The 21,772-nt window shown below is 66.9% G+C and carries 23 protein-coding genes, 1 tRNA gene and 1 pseudogene; 13 read left to right on the top strand and 12 right to left on the bottom strand.

All coding sequences use genetic code 11. The features are described 5' to 3' along the window. Positions 1 to 90: 90 nt before the first annotated feature. Positions 91 to 1,173, bottom strand: a complete 1,083-nt coding sequence (locus F4558_RS25320; RefSeq protein WP_167946197.1) for an NAD-dependent epimerase/dehydratase family protein — start codon at positions 1,171 to 1,173, stop codon at positions 91 to 93. 135 nt (positions 1,174 to 1,308) lie between these two features. Then, on the bottom strand, positions 1,309 to 1,611 hold the full coding sequence (locus F4558_RS25325; protein ID WP_167946199.1) for a hypothetical protein: 303 nt from the start codon (positions 1,609 to 1,611) through the stop codon (positions 1,309 to 1,311). A 213-nt stretch (positions 1,612 to 1,824) separates the two neighbouring features. Between F4558_RS25325 and F4558_RS25330 the strand changes: the two genes are divergently transcribed. From F4558_RS25330 to F4558_RS25340, 3 genes are all read left to right on the top strand, one after another. After that, positions 1,825 to 1,896: transfer RNA gene (locus F4558_RS25330), tRNA-Lys, on the top strand. Between the two features lie 144 nt (positions 1,897 to 2,040). Further along, a complete protein-coding gene (locus F4558_RS25335) occupies positions 2,041 to 2,316 on the top strand; it encodes a type II toxin-antitoxin system Phd/YefM family antitoxin (RefSeq protein ID WP_167946201.1) in 276 nt (91 codons plus the stop codon). After that, complete coding sequence (locus tag F4558_RS25340) at positions 2,313 to 2,570, top strand: Txe/YoeB family addiction module toxin (RefSeq protein WP_167946203.1); 258 nt, start codon at positions 2,313 to 2,315, stop codon at positions 2,568 to 2,570. The genes F4558_RS25335 and F4558_RS25340 overlap by 4 nt, the downstream gene beginning before the upstream one ends. Before the next feature lie 30 nt (positions 2,571 to 2,600). On the opposite strand, the gene F4558_RS25345 is transcribed toward F4558_RS25340, so the two are convergent. From F4558_RS25345 to F4558_RS25370, 7 genes and pseudogenes are all read right to left on the bottom strand, one after another. Then, the gene (locus F4558_RS25345) at positions 2,601 to 3,698 is read right to left on the bottom strand and encodes a tyrosine-type recombinase/integrase (RefSeq protein WP_167946204.1); all 1,098 of its coding nucleotides are present in this window, start codon (positions 3,696 to 3,698) and stop codon (positions 2,601 to 2,603) included. Continuing rightward, complete coding sequence (locus F4558_RS25350; protein WP_107075187.1) at positions 3,698 to 3,895, bottom strand: excisionase family DNA-binding protein; 198 nt, start codon at positions 3,893 to 3,895, stop codon at positions 3,698 to 3,700. The genes F4558_RS25345 and F4558_RS25350 overlap by 1 nt, the downstream gene beginning before the upstream one ends. Beyond that, positions 3,892 to 4,047, bottom strand: a complete 156-nt coding sequence (locus F4558_RS32445; RefSeq protein ID WP_512699263.1) for a hypothetical protein — start codon at positions 4,045 to 4,047, stop codon at positions 3,892 to 3,894. Before F4558_RS32445 ends, F4558_RS25350 begins: the two co-directional genes overlap by 4 nt. After that, positions 4,043 to 4,165, bottom strand: a pseudogene (locus tag F4558_RS32450) (replication initiator); the annotation flags it as partial. The pseudogene F4558_RS32450 and the gene F4558_RS32445, both read right to left, overlap by 5 nt. A 483-nt stretch (positions 4,166 to 4,648) precedes the next feature. Continuing rightward, positions 4,649 to 5,422 (bottom strand): restriction endonuclease, encoded by a 774-nt coding sequence (locus F4558_RS25360; protein ID WP_167946205.1) that lies wholly within the window; start codon positions 5,420 to 5,422, stop codon positions 4,649 to 4,651. A 116-nt stretch (positions 5,423 to 5,538) separates the two neighbouring features. Beyond that, entirely contained in the window at positions 5,539 to 6,627 is a 1,089-nt protein-coding gene (locus F4558_RS25365; protein ID WP_167946206.1) for an XRE family transcriptional regulator, read from the bottom strand. 19 nt (positions 6,628 to 6,646) lie between these two features. Further along, entirely contained in the window at positions 6,647 to 7,282 is a 636-nt protein-coding gene (locus F4558_RS25370; RefSeq protein ID WP_167946207.1) for a hypothetical protein, read from the bottom strand. 763 nt (positions 7,283 to 8,045) lie between these two features. On the opposite strand from F4558_RS25370, the gene F4558_RS25375 reads away from it, so the two are divergent. Continuing rightward, positions 8,046 to 9,707: an integrase gene (locus F4558_RS25375; RefSeq protein ID WP_167946208.1), complete on the top strand. Its 1,662-nt coding sequence runs from the start codon at positions 8,046 to 8,048 to the stop codon at positions 9,705 to 9,707. 427 nt (positions 9,708 to 10,134) lie between these two features. On the opposite strand, the gene F4558_RS32390 is transcribed toward F4558_RS25375, so the two are convergent. Continuing rightward, complete coding sequence (locus tag F4558_RS32390) at positions 10,135 to 10,980, bottom strand: HNH endonuclease (RefSeq protein ID WP_376767574.1); 846 nt, start codon at positions 10,978 to 10,980, stop codon at positions 10,135 to 10,137. A gap of 319 nt (positions 10,981 to 11,299) precedes the next feature. Between F4558_RS32390 and F4558_RS25385 the strand changes: the two genes are divergently transcribed. Continuing rightward, positions 11,300 to 12,838 (top strand): ISL3 family transposase, encoded by a 1,539-nt coding sequence (locus F4558_RS25385; protein ID WP_209273396.1) that lies wholly within the window; start codon positions 11,300 to 11,302, stop codon positions 12,836 to 12,838. A gap of 318 nt (positions 12,839 to 13,156) precedes the next feature. On the opposite strand, the gene F4558_RS25390 is transcribed toward F4558_RS25385, so the two are convergent. Then, positions 13,157 to 13,381, bottom strand: a complete 225-nt coding sequence (locus F4558_RS25390) for a winged helix-turn-helix domain-containing protein (protein ID WP_167946210.1) — start codon at positions 13,379 to 13,381, stop codon at positions 13,157 to 13,159. A 483-nt stretch (positions 13,382 to 13,864) separates the two neighbouring features. Between F4558_RS25390 and F4558_RS25395 the strand changes: the two genes are divergently transcribed. Beyond that, complete coding sequence (locus F4558_RS25395; protein ID WP_167946212.1) at positions 13,865 to 14,083, top strand: flavin reductase; 219 nt, start codon at positions 13,865 to 13,867, stop codon at positions 14,081 to 14,083. After that, positions 14,080 to 14,253 (top strand): hypothetical protein, encoded by a 174-nt coding sequence (locus F4558_RS25400; protein WP_167946214.1) that lies wholly within the window; start codon positions 14,080 to 14,082, stop codon positions 14,251 to 14,253. The genes F4558_RS25395 and F4558_RS25400 overlap by 4 nt, the downstream gene beginning before the upstream one ends. 450 nt (positions 14,254 to 14,703) lie before the next feature. Here F4558_RS25400 and F4558_RS32260 read toward each other — a convergent pair whose 3' ends face one another. Beyond that, a complete protein-coding gene (locus tag F4558_RS32260) occupies positions 14,704 to 15,348 on the bottom strand; it encodes a TetR/AcrR family transcriptional regulator (RefSeq protein ID WP_231639869.1) in 645 nt (214 codons plus the stop codon). 56 nt (positions 15,349 to 15,404) lie between these two features. Here F4558_RS32260 and F4558_RS25410 point away from each other — a divergent pair, with 56 nt between their 5' ends. From F4558_RS25410 to F4558_RS25435, 6 genes are all read left to right on the top strand, one after another. Continuing rightward, entirely contained in the window at positions 15,405 to 15,698 is a 294-nt protein-coding gene (locus tag F4558_RS25410; protein ID WP_053652097.1) for a hypothetical protein, read from the top strand. Next, complete coding sequence (locus tag F4558_RS25415; protein WP_167946216.1) at positions 15,698 to 16,621, top strand: class I SAM-dependent methyltransferase; 924 nt, start codon at positions 15,698 to 15,700, stop codon at positions 16,619 to 16,621. The genes F4558_RS25410 and F4558_RS25415 overlap by 1 nt, the downstream gene beginning before the upstream one ends. Then, on the top strand, positions 16,618 to 17,007 hold the full coding sequence (locus F4558_RS25420) for a hypothetical protein (protein ID WP_167946218.1): 390 nt from the start codon (positions 16,618 to 16,620) through the stop codon (positions 17,005 to 17,007). The genes F4558_RS25415 and F4558_RS25420 overlap by 4 nt, the downstream gene beginning before the upstream one ends. Before the next feature lie 185 nt (positions 17,008 to 17,192). After that, complete coding sequence (locus tag F4558_RS25425; RefSeq protein ID WP_053652090.1) at positions 17,193 to 17,963, top strand: IclR family transcriptional regulator; 771 nt, start codon at positions 17,193 to 17,195, stop codon at positions 17,961 to 17,963. A gap of 335 nt (positions 17,964 to 18,298) precedes the next feature. Next, positions 18,299 to 19,735 (top strand): ABC transporter substrate-binding protein, encoded by a 1,437-nt coding sequence (locus tag F4558_RS25430; RefSeq protein ID WP_231639868.1) that lies wholly within the window; start codon positions 18,299 to 18,301, stop codon positions 19,733 to 19,735. Next, positions 19,732 to 21,768, top strand: coding sequence for an ABC transporter permease (locus F4558_RS25435; protein WP_167946220.1), 2,037 nt, complete (start codon positions 19,732 to 19,734; stop codon positions 21,766 to 21,768). The genes F4558_RS25430 and F4558_RS25435 overlap by 4 nt, the downstream gene beginning before the upstream one ends. The last annotated feature ends 4 nt before the right edge of the window (positions 21,769 to 21,772 follow it).

A 21,772-nucleotide genomic window follows, 5' to 3' on the forward strand; every position in this document is an offset into this window, starting at 1 on the left:
GTCGTGCGGCGGGCTGGCGGGCGTGGTGAGGCTGTTCGTGCGGCAGAGCTGTTCGTGCGGCAGGGCTGGCCTCGGCGGCGGGCTGGTCGATCAGTAGGGGTTGCCTTCGCCTGCCGTGCGGGCACGCAGCAGGCCTGCGGGGCGGCCCGGCAGGTCGTGCGCTCCGGACAGCGGCGGGCTGCCGGTGTGGTCGCCACCGGCCATCCCCATGAGCAGTTCCTTCAGCGCCGTGAGCGCATCGATCTTGGGCTGCCAGCCCAGCTCGGTCTCCGCGCGCTCGCTGGACATCAGCGGCGCGTTCAGGCCCAGCTCCACCCAGCCCGCGTCGACCGGTTGCAGCCGCGCCCGCCACGTCAGCGCCGCCGCCGCCCGCAGCACCGGAGCCGCCACCGGCACCGTCCAGCCGTGGAAATGCCGGGCCACCAGCTCCGGAGTCAGCACCGGGTCCGCGGCGACATTGAAGGCGCCGCGCGCATCACCCAGCACCGCCCTGGCGTACGCATCAGCCACATCGTCGGCATGCACCGCCTGCATCCGCAGCCGCCGGTTGGCAGGTACCAACGGGATCCGGCCGAAGCGCAACAGCCGTACCGGCGCGAACGGGCCGAGGAAGTAGCGGGTGATTTCCGTACCGGCGTCCCTCTGGAAGATCAGACCCGGTCGCAGCCGGACCACCCGCAGCGCCGGCTGCTCCCGCTCGATCCCGTCCAGCAGCGCCTCGACCTCCGCCTTGTGCTCGCTGTACGACGAGCCGGGCACCCCGGTCGCCGGCCAGCGCTCGCTGACCGGGTGGTCCTTGGGGCCAGGCGCGTAGGTGCCGACCGACGACGCGTACACCAGAGCCGGCACACCGGCCCGGACCAGCGCGTCGAAAACCGCCCTACTGCCGTCGACGTTGGTCCGGCGCAACACCCGCTGGTCGTGACTGGGCTGGATCTGCCAGGCCAGGTGCACCACCGCGTCCGCACCGGCGAACACCTCGGTCAACTGCCCCACCGCACCCGGCGCGCCGATGTCACACGAGTGCCACTCCACCTGGTCGTACGGCGTACCGGCGTCCGGACCGGGCAACCGCCGGGCCACCCCGACCAACTCCACGCCCCGCTCCCGGCGCAGCCGACGCAACACCGCCGTACCGACGTTGCCACTGGCCCCCACCACCACGATCCGCATGTCCGACCCCGTACCCGCCCAGCAGCAGCTCAACCGCCCCCGCCCGGCGCGCGCCCCACCTTGATCGACTCGATTTCCTGGAAACCGGGGCGTCCCCGCCGCCCGGATACCGCGCCTTCCAGGAAGCCGAGTCGATCAAGGTCGCGGGGAGTTCCGGACCCAGCCGTGCTTCTCCTTGCCCCGCCGGCCGGCCGTGGCCGCCAGGCAGCGCGGGCAGATCCAGCCCACCGCGTCGGCCTCGGTAAGGACGTCCGTGCCCAGGTACTCGAAGCGCACGTGCGGAAAGCGACGTAGCCGGGTACGGCTGAGGGCCAGGCCGCAGACGGTCTGGTTCTGGCCGGGCAGCCAGGCGTGCACCTCACCGCCCGGCTGACGTACGCCGTCCGGCCCGATCTCCTCCCCCGACGCCGCCACCGCCGGCGTGCTGCTCGCCCTCATGCGCGTCCCAGTTCCCCAGCCGCCCCCCGCCATGCACGATCAACTACTTGATCCACTCTGCATCCGACATCCCGGCCCCACCACGCCGGACACCGCCACATCGCCGGCCCGGTGGCAATCAGGGTGCGAGTGAGTGCTGGTGAGCCACAAGCATCGACGGCCGACCGGAAGCCGAGAGCCGTCGACGGGAACCGTCCGGTAACCTGAGCGCGCGGGCCGCTAGCTCAATGGCAGAGCTGTGGACTTTTAATCCATAGGTTCAGGGTTCGAGTCCCTGGCGGCCCACTCTTTCGCAGGTCAGCGACTCTGTGTGGGGTCGCACGAACCGCGATCTCGGCCCGTACAGCAGCGAAGTACAGCATCGGCCAGGAGTGAGGCAAACAGCGCCCACCCGAGGTACAGTTTTCTGTACCTGCCCTGGAGGTCGTCATGCGGACCGTGAACTTCACCCAGCTACGCCAGAACCTGGCCGCCGAACTCGACAGCGTCATCAACGACGCGGAGGAAGTGGTGGTGACCCGCTCCGGCCACGAGCCCGTGGTGATCGTGCCGCTTGCCGAATACGAGTCGATGAAGGAGACCGAGTACCTCCTGCGTAGCCCGAGCAACGCCGCCGCGCTGCGCCGGTCGATGGCGGAGTTGGAGAAGGGCGATGCGGCCGATCGCGATCTGGTCGACCCGGCCACCGTGCGGGACGTCGCGTGAGGCTGGTCTTCACCGCGACGGCGTGGAACCAGTACCTCAGCCACACGGATCGGAAGCTCGTCAAGCGCATCAACGAACTCATCGCGGACGTGATGCGCAACGGATACGAGGGCATCGGCAAGCCGGAGCCCCTTCGGGGAGAGCTGTCCGGCTTCTGGTCCCGCCGAATCGATCGCGAACACCGACTGGTGTATCGGATCACCAAGGACGACGTCGAAATCATCGCCTGCCGGTACCACTACGGCGACCGATAGCGGACCGGACCGGAACCAGCGGCGCGGCGGTCATTGGTCGAGCGTCTGGCCAAGTCGCTTGAGCGCGTCGAGAGTCGCCGCCGAGGACACCACCGTGTAGATCTCCATGGTGATGGCGAACTGCGCGTGCCGGAGGATCTGCATCGCCACCCGAGGGTGCACGTCCAGGTCCGCCAGGAGCGAGGCGCAGGTCCGCCGGGCGTCCCTGACGGTGATCCGCCGGACTCCTGCCGCGTCGCAGCGCCGGTCCCAGAAGCGGTTGAAGTTGCGCGGCTCGACCGGCCGGCCATAGCGGGTGGTGAAGATCAGGTCGGACGGTTGCCAGGCCGGGCCTGCGGCATCCCGGGCTGCGGTCTGCGCGGCACGGCGACGGTTCAGCGCCACGGTGCAGATGTCCGGCAGCGGCAGGGTGGCGCCCTTGCGCAGACCGAGCACCAGGACCAGGACGTACGCGGCGTAGAGCGGGTCGTCGTCGGCGCGGGCCGACTCCAGGAAGCGCCGGGCCTCGTCGCTCGTCCACGCCTTCCGCTTGCGCTTCCGTACCGGTGGCAGCTTCACCAGGGAGGCGACGTTGCGGCTGATCAGCCCTTCGGTGATCGCCTGGGACAGCAGCGTCCGGAGCACGGTCCGCAGGTGCGTGACGCTGGTCGGCGAGGGCAGATCCCGGCAGCAGCGGCCAAGGGCACAGCAGCGACGCTGGGCGGGTTTGCGCCGCTCGTCCTTGCCCTGGGCGCAGCACTGGCAGGTCCGCCCCACCTCATTGATCCAGGTCTGCACGTCACTGACCCGGAGCTTGTCGAGGCGCTTCCGACCCAGCCCCGGCGCGAGGTAGAGCCGGACCACGACCTCGTAGGTGACGTAGCTGCCGGGGGCGAGGTTCGGCTTGACGATCTCGCGCAGCCAGTAGCCGGCGTACTCCCCCACCGTCGGGGAGCGCGTCGCCACCGGGCCGGCCTTGGCCTGGCCGTGCAGCTTGATCCACTTGTCGTGAACTTCCTCGCGGGTCTTGCCGTAGACCCATTTCCGCCCCCGCTTGCCGTCCGGCTTCTCGACCCACACGTACGCGGCGAAGCCGTTGCGGTAGGGAAAGATGGAGCCTTCGCCGTTGGCTCGGGCGCGTCCGGGCATCAGGCGGCCTCCTGGCGTTCGACCTGTTCGCGGATGTAGTCGTCGACCCATTCGGGGAGGATGCGGCGGTACTTGCCGTCCTTGATGGAGCGCAGCTCGCCGGTGGCGATCTTCATCTTGACCTTGGAGATGCCGAAGCCGAGCAGCACGGCGACCTCGGCGGGCGAGTACCAGCGGGGGCGGAGGTCGTGGGTCATGCGGCGGCCCCGACGAGCCAGGCTTCGTGGGCGAGTTCTTCCCGGCCGATGCGTCTGGCCTGCCGGCGTTGGGCGGCGGCGGTGTTGGCCAGGAGCGCGTCTCCGTCGGTCAGCCAGCCGGAGCCGGCGTAGGTGAGAACGCCTACCGCCACGGTGTCGGTGGGGCCGTCGTCCTCGGCGGCGGTAGGTCGCGCGGATGTCCCGGAGCAGGCCGAAGGTGACGGAGTAGCGGCGGGCCTTGGTGAGGAAGTGACCGCCGAAGCCGAGCATGTGCGCCCAGCGACGCAGCCCAGCGTAGGCGTTCGGTTTGGTGTCAAGGCGGCCCTTGACGGGCCGCACACGCCGCCGCCTGGGCGCGCGCCGGCCGCTGCCGCTGTCGCTCTGCGGCCGTCACGCCGGATGCCCGGCGGCTGGCGCGGACAGCGGGGTGCCCGGAAGGGCCGCCGCAGAACGACAGTCCTTTGACCGATGTGGTGGTTGGCCGGCAGCCGGCCGGGGCACGGCGGCCGTCGGCCGCCGCGCCGTAGGGCGAGTCACCGCCGGCCGTGGTGGGGATGCGTCGCGGAGTGTGCGGGGCCGCCCCTCCATGGTCAAGGGCGCTTCGCGTCGCTGCGCGACTGCCCTGCGGGCCGCCCTTGACCCCGGAGCCTCTGCGCCCCCTCGGGCCAGCGTTGCCGGCAGGCGACGGGCCTGCCCGGGGGTCGCGCGCCGCATCCCCACCACGGCCTCATCCGCGAGTACGGGTTCACGTGGTCAAGCCCGTTCGCCGAAGACGTCATCGAATTGCGCTGTCACCTTTTGGCAGTGGCTTAGCATTGCATGCATCAACGGACGTAATGCCGGGGCGTCGAGGATATCGTCGGGGAATTTTGCCGGGTCCGACACTAAAAACTCTGCGAGCTTATCCCTCATCGGTAACCCAAGGGACAGCGGGCGGCGAATTCCCGCAACGTCGGCCCAGGCGAACATGGAAATGTAGGTAGCGAGGAAGAAGTAAGCTTCTCGGAGTTCACGGAACTTGGCCTTGTTCTCAGCGGAAAGCCGTTCGGCCTTCTTGAAGATCCGGGAGTTGATCGGCTCTGTGTATTCGATGAGCGGCTCGGCCTCCACGCGGAGACGAAGAAGCATGAACTGGTCAAACCATCGGACAGCGAAAAGCTCTTGGAACTCGGGCCAGTTGACAAGTCGAACATTGCTGTACGCGGAGGCATCCACGGCGCCGCTCTGAAATCCGGCAGACGATATAAGTATTCCGGTGTTCGCGCCGAAGTCAGCTACGACTGTGCGAAACGCATGTACTACCGTTTTGGGCACACGGTGGCGCCAATTCTTACATTCAACGAGGAGGGTGGCTGGCGGGGTTGGTGCAGCGTCCGAAGCGAAGACATCAACGTTGACTGTGCCTCGCACAGTTTGAACCTCTTTTTGCAGCGACACCTCCATGTTGCACTCGCGCAGGATTTGCGCCACCTTCTTTTCTAGTTGCTGCCACGTGCCTGGCTCGCCGGCCTCGATCAAAGCAAACAACTGCTATCCTACCCTTCGGGTCAGTAGCCTCCGGGAAGCGTCCGGCCTAGGTCAGAGGAATCCTCTTCCCTAGGCGGAGTCGGTTGCTTCTGCAAGCCGGTTTGGGCTCGATTTCTCTAGACGACTACACGAAGTTGGACCTCGCTACGCCGGCTGGCTGCTTGGCCCCCTCCCTCAACTGGAAGAAGAACGAGGCCAAATATCAATGAGTCGAGTTCTCGCTCGCGGAGGCTCAATTCACTAGCAAGCTTCGCCTTCGTCATGCCCTTTGCCCGCAGCGAAGCAAAAACCTTCGCCAGCAGCTTCGACGACTCGCGATCCTGCGCACCGCCCGGCTCGCCCTTTCTGTAGCCGAGGCGAGTCAACTCGACGATGATTGACCTATAAGACCAATCGGACAATAGCTGGAGCCGATGCAGCCGGTGAGTGAGAGCCAGGGCAGATACGTTCCAGTGGGTCTTAAGTCTCAAGATAGCGTTTATATCAACAAATCCGTTGACGCGCGCATAAACCGAGGCGGCTGGCATCAGGAAGGCTGACGCGAAGGCGTGTGCCTCTTGCTCGTACTCCTTGGCTCTTGCTGTCACGATACCCTTATGCAGAACAAGGTGCCCCAACTCATGAGCCACATCGAAGCGGCCATGCTCCACAGACTTTACGGTATTAAGGAAAATATGTGGAGTGCCGTCGCGCCAAAGCGAGAACGCGTCCACCTCGGCCACGTCTCCAGGTAGCGAGAAAACCCGAGCGCCGTGTGCTTCGACAATGTGAATCAGGTTCCCCAGTGGACGATCACCCAGGTTCCAATGACCCCGCAGAGTTTGAGCAGCATCCTCCGGATGAAGGTCCGAAAGATCTGGGATGTCGACCGATGGTGTTACGAATCGTTGACTGATCCAGTCGCTCACCTCGCAGGCAAGTGTTGCTGACGAAGTGACTCGATGAACCTGCCTCGCGCTAATAGCGGTTAAAGCGCGGAAGCTGGCGGACTCGGCCGCCAGCTCCTCCAAGTCCTTCCCGTAGAAGAACTCCCTTGGAAAGTCGAGTAGACGTATGAGCTGCTCGGCTGCCCCTTCGGATGGGGAGAACTCGCCGCTTTCCCACCCGCTCACGGTGCGACGTGAGACGCCGCACGCCTCGGCCACCTCTTTCTTAGTTAGTCCTCGCCGGTTTCTGGCGAGGGTAAGCCGTGTTGAGCTAAACATGCTTTCCTTCGTTCTATGTTTAACGCTCGGTCACGTCGAAGTCAGTGCCCTCCGCAAGCCCGTCGTCCGGCTCAACCGGGGTGATCGCGTTCGGTGCCGCGATCGCCGGCAACAGGATTCGCCGGGCAAAGCCATCGACGTAATTCGCGTCGTCCATCGAATGAGGCAGAGACACCTCGACTCGGACCTCGTCCTTCTCCCCCCGGACCAGGACGAACCAGGTCTTACACTCGTCGTCCGTTACCTCCTGCTTGGGAAGCTCGAACAGCGCCATCTGCCTCGCGTTGATTGTGACCCGGCGGCGCGTCACAGCGCCGCGCTTCCTGCGAGACTTGGGCTGCTTGTCGGGGTTGCCAGTGTCCGAGTTGCCGGACACGACCGCCAGGGCGACCCCCGTGACCGGGTTGTAGGCGGTCTCGTACCCGTGGGAACGGCCCACCTTCCAACCCCGCGGTACGAGGTACTGCCTGAGGTGGCGCACGATTTCTGCCCACAGCAAGATGCCCGGGAAGTTCGCGGGGTGAAGGTCGTTGCAGGCCGACATCTTGCCGTACCCCGCCGTGACCGCTCCCATCACTACGTCCTCGGACAACCCGAGTTCCGCCAACTCGTGCCCGGAGCCCCCCGACTCCGGCATCAACTGGCTTGCCTGCACTTCGTCTCCTCATACTGCGTGACATCGACTGTGGACCCCCCAGGTCCAACTTCCCGAAACCATACCTCATTTGAGGTCCGAAAGTGAGAAGCGTGTGTGGTGGGCCGGGCCTGCGCCTGCCGTCGCACTGGACAACGTGGAGCGTGTTCGGGTCGCGGGGCAGCTGCCCGATGCGGCGGTTCTGTCGGGCCTCAGGAAGGTGACCTCGCGCCCGCCGCACCCACGGCATGCTCGTTCCGTGCCTGATGCAGAGGTCGGGAGGAGATAAGGCTGGCCATTACGGCGCCCCAGCTTCTACGGAACGTGATACCCGGGTGTCGGGGGCCACTACGTGACGTGTAGATCAACACGTTTCCCAAGCGGGCCCTTCCGGCGGGTCACCGTTGGGACGGGGAGCTGTACGGTGCCGCGTCCTGAATTATGAATGACCTGGTCTTCGTGCCGAAGGCGGAGGACCAGACCTAGGATGACGCTCTTGAGGCCGTGGAGGAAGCCGCAGAGGAAGATGACGGCGACGGTCCCCGAGCGCAGAGGTGTGGGGCAGAGTCCTCCTGGCGGCGGGAAGGTCTCGCCAAGGTTTCCGTATTCGCAGGGGCCAGCAACTACAAGCTGGACCATCTGCGCAGCCAGCGCAGGCCAGAGGATCACGAGAGGCGCCCAGTGCCATAAACAAACAGGGGCATCGGCCGCGAACGGCGGATGCCCCTTCATGTCTGCGTCGACTATACACGCCTTCCGTACATCTGTGCACTACGGTGCCCACGTGAACCAGACGACACCCCCAGATGCGTACGACCGTCACGTTCTGGCACGCATGGCGGACTTCTTCACCCTCGATGGCCTGCCATGGCCGCGTCGCCTCTGGGACATTGGATCATTGCTCGCTCTCGAGGAACTCCATGAGGCCGGCGCATGGGAGCGCCAGCATGTCCTGTCGACCGCCGCCGTCGACTGGCAACGGGGCGAGCTGTCTCGCATCGTTGGTCCTGATGTTGGGCTTGGCGCCAAGGATCTTCGCCGAGAGGTGACGGCACTGCTTAAATCGCCCTTACCGGACCCTAGTCCGGCGCGGCGACGACTGCTCGAACTCATCCATCACGCGCGCCCAGGCTATATGAGGCGGTGGGCAACCGCTGCTGCGCTGCCAGAGGCCGATCGCCCGCGACCGGAGCGCCTCGCGCGCATGGTCGCAGCCCACCTACTTGACCTGGGCTACGACGCGACCTACTTGCTCAACTGGGCGGAAGGCCTGTCGCGCAGGGATGCCACGGCGACGGGCGTCCTCGATGCCGCCGTTGCGCTGGATGAAGCACCGCCGAAAGGCTTTGCTGTGCTCGCCGCCTTCGCGAGCAGCCCCGAGCAGTCGATCGCGCAGAAACAATCAGCCTGGCTCGACGCAAGGGAAGTAAGCGCCTGGTTGACTGCCCGCGGCCACTCACCTGCGGGACTCCGGGGCGGTGGCGGCTTCCTGTTTCACGTCGTCGCCCGCGACCCGTACGGTGCCGCCGCCCAGGTGCGTCTCCTGCTCGATCGACTTGTAGCGAGATCGTCCTACCTGCGCAGCGCCCGGGACGGCATCAAACCTCACGAACGAATGTGGGTCGACGGGCATCCGACGGCCATCCCAATTGCCTCGCCGGCGCGCGGCGCCGATCTGGTTTCCCTAGTGAAGGAGGAACACCTTTACCAGGTCGACGGTACCCGTAGCTTGATCGATGATGCCCTGGAGCTGGCCGCGCCGATCAACCGCGGTGCTGTCGGCCCGGCGGTCGCTGGTGCCTGGGCGGCAGTTGAGTCGCTGCTCTCGCACCCAGACGATCCCCGGCCGGAGGGGGCCGGCAAGGCGGTCGCAGCCGACCGGCTTGCCGCGATCATTGCCTGCGCTTGGCCACGAGCCGAACTGACTGCTCTAGCTCACCACCATCGTCCCGTTCCACCCGACGCGCTCGCGCAGGAGATCAAGTCATGTACCACTAACCGCGATCGTTCCCATGTGGTGGCAGCCGCTCTCGTCGACGGGCACAGTCTGGTCTTCGCCAAGAAGAAGACGCAGGCAGCACGCGTCGACTCGGACAGGGCTGCGATGGAGCGCATGCGAGCCGTCTTGGCTGAACCGCGCAAGTCACTCGCGGAGGCCACGAAGACCTTCACGATTGCCATGCGCAGGTTGTACCGAATGCGCAATATCGTCTTGCATGGCGGATCAACGCAGAGCGTCGCCATGGACGCGGCATTGCGTATCGCGGCCCCACTGCTTGGTGCTGGCCTTGATCGATTGACGCATGGGCTGTTAACCGAAGGTATCGAGCCGCTCGCTCTCGCGGCTCGCGCTGAGATCGCCCTGCAGCTCGTCAACGGCGAGACCGGCCTGTCGGTGGTCGACCTACTAGGACCAAGGCTTGGCCCTGCGCGGACCTCCCCATAAACCAAGGAGCCCCCTGCCAGAGGCTGGGGGCTCCGAGTCCCGGCTGAGGTATGCGGGGACCCTGGTTACGCCTACATCATACATGCACTCCCGGTCGGGCGACGCACCTGACCCCAACGCCTCTGCGAGCCCTGGCGCTCGGGAGTCGCCGACAGACCAAGGGGGTGCCCGTCGCCTTTCCTACGGTGTCGTTCGGGCCAGAGCCGACCTCGTGAATGGCGAATGATGGGACAGCAAGATCATTTGGACACACGCCGGGCACAGCTAACGCCGACAAGGGCTGTCTTCCGCTGAAGACAGCGGAAGAATCCGCTCAGGTCAGCAGGGAGATGCGTCCGATTGGAGTTGGTGAGGAGCACGCCGGAGGGGTTCAAGGTTCGAGTTCCAGAGGGGGCCGCTCGCCGGGTTCTTCGCGCATTCGGGCAGTTCAGGACCGTCGCTTTCGCCGCCGCCCGACATCCAGCCGCCCAATCTCGTGAGTCGTCAGCCCGAGAAGCTCAAGTTCGCGGTCGCTTAGCCGATTATTTCGCTTTAGGTTGCACCGCAAGTCCGCGAGCCGCACGTTGGCTCGCGTATGGGGCCCACCCTTCGAGATCGGGATAATGTGGTCGAGGGAGGCCGACTTTGGATGCGGCCAAGTGACCTGCCTGTCGACCGGTTCCCAACAGATCTGGCAGATCCAGCCGTCGCGCTCAAAGATCTCGCTCCGCTCGAAGCGTTCCGCGTCGACTCCCCACACACGAGCGCGCCGAAAGTCATTGCGGATGCGGGTCGGGCCTGGGCCGTTGCAGGGCTGTTGTCGCCTCAGTTCCCGCTTCCAGACCATCAGGCAGTCGGCGCACCGCTTCGGCTTCGGTCCCTTGACGCCCGACCGCCGGCACTCGGCGCCGCAGTCGACGCAGCTGAGACTCTCCGGAGGTCGTGCCGCCTGGATCGCCGGGTAGGTTCGCATATGCCGTTCGGCGTCCTTCCGCTTCTTGCGTGCGGTCCGGCATGGGTCGCACGTCAACCGGTCATCAGGGCACCGCTCCCCACAGTGCTTGCATCGCACAGGCTCTCGAGGCTCCCGCAGTCTCTTCGCACGTGCTTTTGCGCTGCAGCGGCGCGCCGCCTCGCGCTTTTGTCTGCGGCGTTCCTCGATCGTGCATGGCTCGCAGCGCTTGCGCACGCCACCTCGTAGCCCAGTGGGGTAGAGGTTGGTGCCGCAGCCGAGGCATGGGTAGCCTCGGTCGCTCGCTCGCTTCAAGCCGTCCTCCCTCGGTCGGCGGTGCATGCGAACCCATGCGATCTCACGAACAACGTTGACCGTACGAGGTATGTACGACACGGCTGGGCCAGCAGAGCGGGCATGCCTGGGACCAGGAACTGTCAAGGCCACCCCACCGGCGGGGAGGCAGCAAGCGGCTCGACTCGATCGGTATGCCACATCAGACGATGCTCTGTCAACGCCGGCCGAATTTTGGATCTGGCCCACTTTCCGTGATCAGGACTGACCCGGCTCGGGGTGCCGAGTCCACTGTGTAGGGTTCGTCGTGCGATCGGCTGATCTTGTTGCGGTCCTGCCTCATCTGGCACCTGTCGTGGTTGAGCGAGTGGATCGGCAGTCAGCTGGTCTGCGGATATGGGCGCGAGCGCGAGCCGGTCGTGCGGCGTGTACCGGTTGTGGGCGTCGGGCCCGGCGGGTTCACAGCCGCTACGAACGTCGACTCAGCGATGCCGCGGTGGCTGGCCAGCCGGTGGAGATCCGGTTGCGGGTCCGCCGGTTCTTCTGCGACACGGTGCGCTGCCCGGTCCGCACGTCCGCCGAGCAAGTCAGCGGGTTGACCTGCAGGTATGGGCGGCGTAGTCCGCTGCTTCGTCAGACGCTGGAGAAGATCGGGCTGGCGCTTGCCGGTCGAGCGGGTGCCCGGCTGGCCGGCCGCCTCGGTCTGGTGACCAGCCGCAGCAGTGTCCTGAGGCTGGTCCGCGCCCTGCCCGACCCGCCGGTCGGGAGGCTCACCGCGGTGGGCGTGGATGACTTCGCCCTGCGCCGAGGCCGCTGCTACGCGACGGTGCTGGTCGACGTCGACACCCGCCGGCCGATTGATCTGCTACCCGATCGGGAAGCGGCAACCCTCGCCACCTGGCTGGGGCAGCATCCGAGCGTGCAGGTTATCTGCCGAGATCGCGCCAGCGCCTACGCCGAGGGCGCCCGCACCGGAGCGCCGCAGGCTATCCAGGTCGCCGACCGGTGGCATCTGTGGCACAACCTCGCCGAACACGTCGAGAAGACCGTCGCCCGTCACCACGGCTGCCTCACCACCGCGCCGCCGCAGCCCGCACTGACGGCCACGGAGGACCTGATCCAGGTTGCCGTCGATGCCACTGCCCAACGGGCAGAGCAGGGGCTGTTGGTGCCTCGAACCCGGCGCCGTTATGAGCAGGTTCAGGCGCTCTGGGCTGAGGGCCACAGCATCCGGGAGATCACCAGGCGACTCGACCTCGCCCGCGGCACCGTGCGCCGCTTCGCCCGCGCCGGCAGTGTCGATGAGCTCCTGGCCAAACCTCGCGCCGGGCGGCCCAGCATCCTCGACGACCACCTCGACTACCTGCACCAACGCCTCAACGATGGCATCACCAACGCCACCGAACTGTTCGCCGAGATCCGCGCCCGTGGCTACCGCGGCAGTGCCACCACCCTACGCACCTACCTGCAACCCCTACGAGCTGTCGCCACGCCACCACCAGCCCGACCCCGGCCGCCGAAAGTTCGCCGGATCACCGCCTGGTTGCTGCGCCACCCCGACGCACTGCACCCCGACGACCAAGTCGGCCTTGCCACGATCCGTGCTGCCTGCCCGCACCTGAACGCTGTTGCGGACCACGTCAACGCGTTCGCGGAGATCCTTACCGGCCGCCACGGGCACCGCCTCAATGCCTGGATCACCGCAGTGACCGCAGACGACCAGCCCGACCTGCACTCGTTCATCGCTGGTCTGCGCCGTGACCACGACGCCGTCCTCAACGGCCTGACCCTTCCCTACAGCTCCGGCGTCGTCGAAGGACACGTCAACCGAATCAAAATGATCAAGCGACAGATGTATGGCCGCGCGAACCTCGACCTGCTCCGCAAGCGAGTCCTGCTGAGCTGACCGGGTCAATCCCGATCACGGAAAGTGGGCCAGATCCAGATCCAGTTTTCACGCGGCGTCGACATGCTCGACCTTAGGCGCAGCGGGCACCGCCACGGCCGACGGACATAGGCGTGCGGGTCCCGCCCTGAGCGGTTGGGATCAACTGGGGCATGTGTTGGACCTGCTGTCGACAGCAGCGCTGACAGCAGCACCGTCGGACAACGGCACGCTGACGAGGGCTGGTATGGACGAGGCTCCGAGCGCCGTTCCCGGACGTGCGCGGACGCGCTGCACGGAGCTTGTAAGCGAGGTGTCGCGCCGGAGGGCGAACCAGGCTTACCGGGGAAGCGGATTAGCGACGTAGACGCCCTTGCCCTGCCGGCCGTCGATCAGCCCTTCGGCCTTCAACAGCAGCATTGCGGCACGGATAACCGTGTTGCTGACCTTGTAGTGCTCGCAGAGGGCGGCGAACGAGGGCAGTTTGTCGCCAGGCTTCAACTGGCCGGAGCCGACCTGCTCGCGGATATCTCGGGCGACCTGTAGGTACGCAGCTTCAGACATGGTGGTGCTCCCAGCTTGGCGGCTGGTGCAAGCAGACCACATCGCGGGCTCGACTTACAACGCTATGTGTCGTAGCTGTTGACCCTGCGCACATTGCGTCCTAAGTTGCTCGTAGGGCTACCCAGCTTGGCGGCCGGGTCGTCCCGCCGTGGGTGCCCTGTCTCTGGACACGGCTGGCCGGGTGCCCACGGGACCCCAAGCGTCGGCGGGAGGCGTGATGACCAGGCCGAACGATGCAACTGATCCGACTGCAGGTGCCGTGTCGGATACCAGGTTCCACCCGAGGCAGGACAACAGCCGGCGGCGCGTCTCCTACAACGAGTACGTCCTGGCGGTGGCGCTCACCCTCGCCCGTCGGCACCGACCCGTCTGGTCATGGCAGCACTGGCGCCGCATCTGCCGCTGCGGAAGCGACCTACCCTGCCGAGGCCGTCATCCCATCCCGATCAACCGCGGCCACTGGCCGAGCCAGGATGCGCCGCGATGACGACCCACCTTCCGATCACCCCTACCTGGACGTGCGGCGGCTGCGGTGCTGATTGGCCCTGTCAGACCCGGCGGCGCGAGCTGCGAGCCGAGTACGACCGTGCCCCCGTTTCGCTGGCCCTCTATCTGGCCGCCCAGCTCGTCGACGCCGCCCAGGACCTGGTCCACGTCCCCGCCGGCCACCTACACCACCGGTTCCTCGGCTGGACCCGATGAGCATCCTGCGACCCGGTGACGAGAAGTTCCACTACAGCGACGGCTCCCACCGGTGGATCCCGCCGGACTCGGACTACGACCAGGAGGTCTGGGACGAGCAGGTCCGCCAGCACAAGCAGGGTCACCTGAGAAACGAGCGCCCGAAGGTCCGCATCCAACGCCTCGTTTGACGCCAGCAGTACAGCAGCGAAGTACAGCAACCGTGCCAGCCGAACCCGGCCGAGAAGCACGCCAGCAGCCCGGATGACCTCGAACCACACCGCAGAAGGCCGACTCGCCGGCAATCCATAGGTTCAGGGTTCGAGTCCCTGGCGGCCCACTCTGTAGCTCAGCGGCCCTTTGTAGGGCCGCTGCCTTTGTCAGGACGGCTCTTACAGCAGAATCGTGCTGCCCGGTGTCGCGGCCAGCCGCACGGCGAGATCGAGAGGTTCGGCTTGGCGGCGTTGCGCCAGGTGTTGGCGAGGAAGGCGAACTCGTTCATGATGCCGACCAGCCCAGGGCCGACAGCGCCGCTCGCACTGCATCGCCGTAAACGGCGATTCACCGGCGGTCGGCGAGACCGATGCCGCAGTCAGGTTCCCGTTCAAACGGCGAAGCCCCGGCATCAGCCGAGGCTTCCGCTATTGGGTGCCGGCGAGGATGGCGCCGCTGACGGTGTCCACGTACCACCGCTGGTACTTCTCCAGCGGCCAGCCGCGTTGCCGGACCAGCCAGTCGAAGTTGCGGAAGTCCTGGGCCAGCCAGAGGATGTCGGCCACCTGTTCGACGTCCAGTTCGGGGCGGAGAGTTCCGGTGCCGACGAGTTCGGCGGCGAACATGCCCATGCCACGGCGGCGGTCGTCGATGTTCTTGCGCCAGATTTCGGCGGCGTCAGGATCGGCCGTGGCCGCGCCGGCCAGCGCGAGCATCACCTGGGCCTGCCGGGCGTTGACTTCGGCCAGATGGCGGGCGTAGCGGGTGAGCTTGGCGCGGGGGTCGGCGAGTGCGCGGATCTCGGTGACGAAGGGCCGGTCGGGCAGGGCCACCGGTTCGTCGTCGCCGGCCAGGGTGACGTCGACCAGTTGGGAGAGGAGGTGCCGCTTGCTGCCGAAAACCGCGTAGACGGTCTGGACGGCCACGCCGGCTTCCGCGGCGACGGCGGTCAGTGGCGTGGCCGCGTAGCCGGGGTCGACGAACAGGCGGCCAGCCGCGTCGAGGATTGCTCGCCGGGTCTGCCTGGCCTGCTCCTGCCGGCGGGAGGAGTCATAACTTCGCTTGACAACCACCGATCGAGTGTAGTGCTCTATTGGATAGAGACTCACTCTAACGAGAGGCGGCGACCATGCCGTTCGGTGTGTTGCAGGAGATGCCCGGCGTCAGCGAGGCGGAATATCGGCAGGTGGAACGACACCTCGGTCCGGACCGGCCGCCGGGCCTCGTCGCCCATGTCGCCGGGCCCACCGAGGACGGCTGGCGGATCATCAACGTCTGGCAGGACGAGGCCGCATTCCGTCGGTTCCAGTCGGAACGGCTGGTCCGGGCTGCGGGCCTGGCGGCGCAGGAGGACGGCTTCGACCCGACGAAGGCGGCTCACTTCCGATCCATGAGCGTCGACGGCACCGAGATGCCGTTCTGATGGCCGACACCGCCGGATTGCGGGCCCGCAACGCCGCTTTCTGGGCGGCAGCGGCCGCTGGCTGGGTCCGACAGGCCGATCGGCAGGACCAGGTGGGTCGACCGCTGGGCGCGGCGGCCATGGCTCGGCTGGCCGCACGGCCCGCCGAGCGGGTCCTCGACGTGGGCTGCGGCTGCGGCGGCACCACAGCCGAACTCGCCGCGGCGGTCGGTGAGGCCGGCACGGCGGTCGGCGTCGACATCGCCGAGGCGATGGTGACCGCCGCTCGGCGACGGTTCCCCACCGACCGGCACCCGGGCATCCAGTTCCACCTGGCCGACATCGAGACTCTCGACGTCGTGCCGGGGGCACCGTTCGACGCGGCGTTCTCGCGAATGACGCTGATGCTGTTGGCGGATCCGGTTGCGGGCTGCACCACGATCCGGCGATCACTGCGCCCGGGAGGGCGCCTCGCCGCGACCGTCTTCCGCGACGGCGGCGTCAACCCGTGGCTGTCCGCCACGCTGCTCGGGGCGGCACCGCACCTCGGGCCGTTGCCGCCGCTGCCGGTCGGCGAGGAGCCTGGCCCCTTCTCCTTCGCCGACCCGACGCGGCTTGCCCAGGTCCTCGACAGTGCCGGCTTCACCGCCATCACGATCACGCCGTGTGATGTCGTCCTGGACGCTCCAGACGACGCCGACCTGGTGGCCGAATGGCTTGTCGAAATCGGTCCGGCCGGTGCCGCGTACCGGTCAGCTCCCCCGGCCGGGCAAGCCTCGGCCCGGGCGGGGGTGATCCGACTGCTCGACCGCTTCCGTGAACCTGGCGTCGGCTACCGGCTGCCCGCAGGGCTCTGGCTCGTCACCGCGATCGCCGCCGACGCTTACGACACACCCACAGCAGGCCCTACCCACCAACGACCACGTCAGGACGAACACCGATGAGAACGATCCGAATGCTCGCGCCGGTCCTCTGCCTTGCGCTCGCCCTGACGGCGTGCACCGACGCCGACGCACCCGAGACCTCCGGAACTGCTGCTCCGGACACCGCAACCGCGCCCAGCGCGGCCGGATCCGCTCCGGCCGCCGGCACCGCGGTGCCGGCGAAGGAGGTGTGTGCCTACCTCGACGGCCAACTGCCGATACTGAAGGGGATCGGGTCCGAGACGGGCGTGATGGCCAACCTCACCGTGAACCTCTACTCCTGGTACGAGAAGCAGGGCCCCGTGCCGACCGGTCGCCAGATCGACGACCAGACCCGGCAGGAGTGCCCGGCAACCCGGACCGAGGTACTGAAACTCGCCGGCATGGAGAGCTTCGAGCGGCTGTAGCCGTTCCGCAGTGTCCGGCCATGTTGATGAATGTCAGCATCCGGCGACTGCCCAAGCTGCCCGCACCCGTGTAGGTAGGCACCCGGCCAGCCTGGCGCTGCGCGCTGCCGCAGCTATCCTCTTCAGGTGCTGGTCCGCGTGGAGATCCTTCCGCGCGAGTCCGGCACTTCGAAGGGACTATCGACATGCCCCGTGTGGTACCGGCGGTCAACCGCGCACTCGACGTCCTCGAACTGTTCCTGGACCACCCTCAGCTGTCGGCCCGTCAGGTGATGGAGCGACTCGATCTGCCCCGTACCACGGTCCACGAACTGCTCGTCACGCTTGAGGCCCGCTCGTACCTGATCTCCGTCCCGGGCCAGCCGGTGCAGTATCGGCTCGGCATGCCCCTGTTCCAGCTCGGCGCGGCGTTCTCCGGCCGGCTTGACCTGGTACGCGAGGCGCAGTGCGTGGCACGGGACGTGGCCGCCGCGTGCGATGAGGCTGTCCACGTGGCAGTCCTCGACGGCTCCGATGTCATCTACCTCGTGAAGTTCGACAGCACGCACCCCGTCCGAATGGTGTCCGCGGTGGGTCGGCGGTTGCCTGCCCACTGCACGGCGGTCGGCAAGATCCTGCTGTCGGGTCTCGACAAGGCAGGCCTGGACGCCGTACTGGCGAAGGGCGACCTGCTCGGCATGACGCCGGCAAGCATCACCGATCCGGACCTGCTCCGCGAGCATCTTGATCGTGTCCGGGCCGAGAGCGTCGCGGTCGACGTGGGCGAGTCGGATACCGCCATGCGTTGCGTCGCCGCGCCGGTCCGGGACCATTCCGGCGCGACCATCGCCGCGATGAGCCTGTCCGCGCCGATCATCCGCTGGACTCCTCAGGCGCACGTGGAGTGGGCGGGACTGGTTCGCGAGGGCGCGGCCGCGCTGTCCGCCCGGATGGGCTACCGGGCCCCGACCCGATAGACGGTTTGCCGCCTTCCGTCGGAAACCGCATCGAAACATTGACATCACTTGCGCCGTTGCTCTAGCGTCGCGTCCACCCGATACGGTATCTCGAACTCAGTTCGAAATTTCGAACGGTGGCGGCCCTCATGGTCGGCCTAACTGGCACCTCAGCACCGCTTTCTCAGCTCGACCGCGCCACGCACGTGATGGGTCTACGCGAACGCACTGATCGATGCGGGTGACTCGACTGTGGTCGCCCGGAGAGAAACAGACAAGCAGGGGCATCGCGACGTTCGTCTACTACGCCAACTGCGCCATCGGCGTGCAGCGATGCCGGGAGATGAAGGAGGCAAATGTCCATGAAGGACAACCCGGTGTGGTCCCGGCGCGGCTTTCTGGGAGTAGGGGTGGGGGTGCTCGGCGCGACCGGTCTGGCCGCGTGTGGGGGCACCTCCGAATCGCCCACCAGGGTCCAGGCGGAGGTTCCACAGGAGCTCATCGACGCCGCCGCGGCGATGAAGGGCTCCTCGATGGGGATGCTGTCGCAGAAGCTGTACTCGACGGCGGCGAACGAAGCCCTCGACAGTTCGATCAAGAAGTTCGCCGACACCACCGGCACGAAGATCGAGAACAGCCTGGTTCAGGCCGACGCCGGTGACGTGGTGGCCAAGATCGACGCCGAGGTCAAGGGCGGGGTCGCGCGTGACCTGGCGTTCATGACCGACTCCCGGTTCGTCGCGCAGTTCCAGGCGCTGGGCGACCTGGAGGACGTGACTGACGTCGTTCAGGCGCTGACCGCGAAGTACGGCGAGCCCTGCGCCGAGGCCAAGAACTTCTGCGTCTTCGACGGCAAGTGGTTCGCGATCCCGTACCACTTCATCGGGATCGGGTCCTTCCTGCGCAAGGACTGGATGCAGGACAAGGGCATCACCCCCAAGGACATCTACAGCTGGGAGGAACTGCGGGACCTGTGCCTGGAGATCTCCGACCCGGCGAAGCGCCGTTTCGGCTGGGGCATGACGGTGAACCGGTCCGGTGACGGCAACGGCATGATCGAGGCGCTCATCAACGCCTACGGCGGGTCGATCGCCTCCAACGACGGCCGGAAGGTCACGTTCGACTCTCCCGAGACGGTGCAGGCGGTGACCTTCCTGGGCGACATCTACACCAACCCCAAGTACAAGCCGATGCTGCCGCCGGGGATCGCGAGCTGGACCGACACCAGCAACAACGAGAACTGGCTCGCCGGGATCCTCGGCTACACCCGCAACCAGTTCAGCGTCTACGCGGACTCCAGGACCAAGAAGAACCCGGTGTACGAGAACACGCACGTGTTCTCGGACTGCATCGGCCCGGCGACCAACAACCCTCTGCTGCTCGGCCAGTCGCAGGGTTTCGTCGTCTTCAAGGGCGCCAAGAACCCCGCACTCGCCAAGCTCCTGGCGCAGTACCTGGTCAGCGCGCCCGCGCTGCTCGGGGTGGCGAAGGAGGCGCCCGGCCTGGTCATGCCCGCCTGGGAGAAGGTCTGGGACGCCGACCCGTTCTTCACGAGCGGCGACCCGGCGTTCCCCATGCTCCGCAAGATCACTGAGCTGAAGCTGCCGTTGAACACGAAGAACGGCCTGTCCTTCCCGCAGAAGGCAAGCGCTGGCCAGCAGGCGGCCGGCGCGGCGTACGTCCTCACCGACATGATGCAGCAGGTCGTTCAGGGGACGGCTCCCGCGCAGGCCGTGAAGGCCGCCCACACGAAGATGGTGCAGATCTTCAACCAACAGGGGCTGCCGCAGTGAGAACGGTCCGCCCAGCGCGGGTCCCGACGGCGAGGGTTTCCCCGCCGCCGGGACCCGGCTCACTCACGGCGACCCAGCGGCGGCTGGGTCGCGACTGGCGGCTCGCGGCGCTGTTCCTGGCGCCCATGGCCCTACTGGTCGGCAGTCTCGTTCTCGTGCCGATCGGCCGGTCGATAGTCACCAGCACCACGGAACGGCACGGACAGGACACCGTGTTCGTCGGCCTGGACAACTACCTCGCCCTGGTCGGCGACGGCCAGTTCCACACAGGCGTGGTGAATTCGTTCGTCTTCACCGCGTACGCCGAGATTTTCAAGGTTGTCCTGGGTCTGGCCGCGGCCCTGCTGCTGCACCACCGACGCCGTGGGCGGGCGGTGCTGGCCGGGTTGCTGCTGGTGCCGTGGGTGGTGCCGACGGTGGTCACGGCGTTCAGTTGGCGTGCGCTGCTCGACCCGATCTTCGGCAGCGTCAACACGCTGCTCACCACTACCGGGATCGGGCCGCTGCTCGTCGACCTGCACCTGGTCGACAGTTGGCCGGCGGGCTGGCTGTCCGACCCGAACCTGGCCATGCCATCGGTGATCCTCGTGAACGTCTGGAAGGGCGTGCCGTTCTTCACCGTGTGTTTCCTCGCGGGGTTGAAAGCCATCCCGGCGGACCTCTACGAGGCGGCGACAATCGACGGCGCCTCGTCGTGGCAGAGGTTCGCGAACGTGACGCTGCCCGGACTGCGCCACGTGATCACGGTGACGGTGACCCTGTCGTCGATCTGGACGTTCAACAACTTCGACCTCGTCTGGCTGCTGACGCAGGGTGGTCCGGGCGACGTGACAGCACCGTACGTGCTCGTCGCGTACTCGAAGGCGATCCTGCAACTCCAGTACGGCGCTGGCGCGGCGGTCACGCTCGTCATGCTGCCGATCATCGGCGGGCTGGTGTTCGTCCTGGTCCGGTTGTTACGCCAGGACTCGGGTGCCCGACTCCCCCGGCGACGCCGAGGTAGGCAGTGGGTCCGGGCGCAGCGGTGGGCCGGGTCGACGCGCAAGGCGCTGCCGTGGGTCGTCACCGCTGTGGTCACCGGTCTGCTGCTCTGGGCGTCGCCGCAGATCTTCTGGAAGGCGGCGGTGGTCCTCGGCGTGATCCTGCTGATCGCGGCGGCGGTCGGCCGGGTGGTCTCGGCCCTGAACTCCCGGGGCGGTCGCCGATCGTCGTCAGCCGTGTCGGGCGTCGGCTCCTGGGTCGCGCTGGCCGGGTTGCTCCTCTTCGTGCTGGGCCCGCTGTACTGGATCGCCGTCACAGCCTTCAAGTCCGAGGGCCAGGTCGTCATGCGCACAGACGACCTGTGGCCGACGCCGTGGACCCTTGAGCAGTTCACAGCGCTCTTCGCCAACCAGCCGTTCGGCCGCTGGTATCTCAACACCATTCTGGTGTCCGCTGCGTCCACAGTTGTGGCACTTGTCTGCGCCGCCCTCGCGGGTTACGCGCTGGCCCGGCTGCGGTTCCGAGGCGCGCAGAGCTTCACCGTCACGGTGCTGCTCACCTACGTGATGCCGGGCGCGCTGCTGTTCATCCCGCTGTACCAGATGCTCATCGGCGCGCGGCTCACCGACTCGTTGTGGTCGCTTGTGGTCACGTACCCGACCTTCACCTTGCCGTTTGCCACCTGGCTGCTTGTGGGCTACTTCTCGTCGATCCCCATCGAGCTGGAGGAGGCAGCGCTTGTCGACGGCTGCACCCGCGTCCAGGCGTTCGGCCGGGTGGTGCTGCCGCTGGCCAAGCCGGGGCTGCTGGCGGTCGCGCTGTTCACGCTGACCAACGCCTGGAACGAGTTCCTCTTCGCGTTCGTGTTCATCACGAAGGACGAGTACAAGACGCTCCCCGTCGGGATGCAGTCGATGATCGCGGGAGACGTCGTGCCGCAGGGACAACTCGCTGCGGCATCGCTGCTCGTCAGCATCCCCGTGGTGATCATGTACGCCCTCGGGCAGCGCTTCCTGACCGAAGGGCTCACCGCGGGCGCGGTGAAGGGCTGATCCA

The sequence above is a fragment of the Micromonospora profundi genome (assembly GCF_011927785.1).
GTDB lineage: Bacteria > Actinomycetota > Actinomycetes > Mycobacteriales > Micromonosporaceae > Micromonospora > Micromonospora profundi.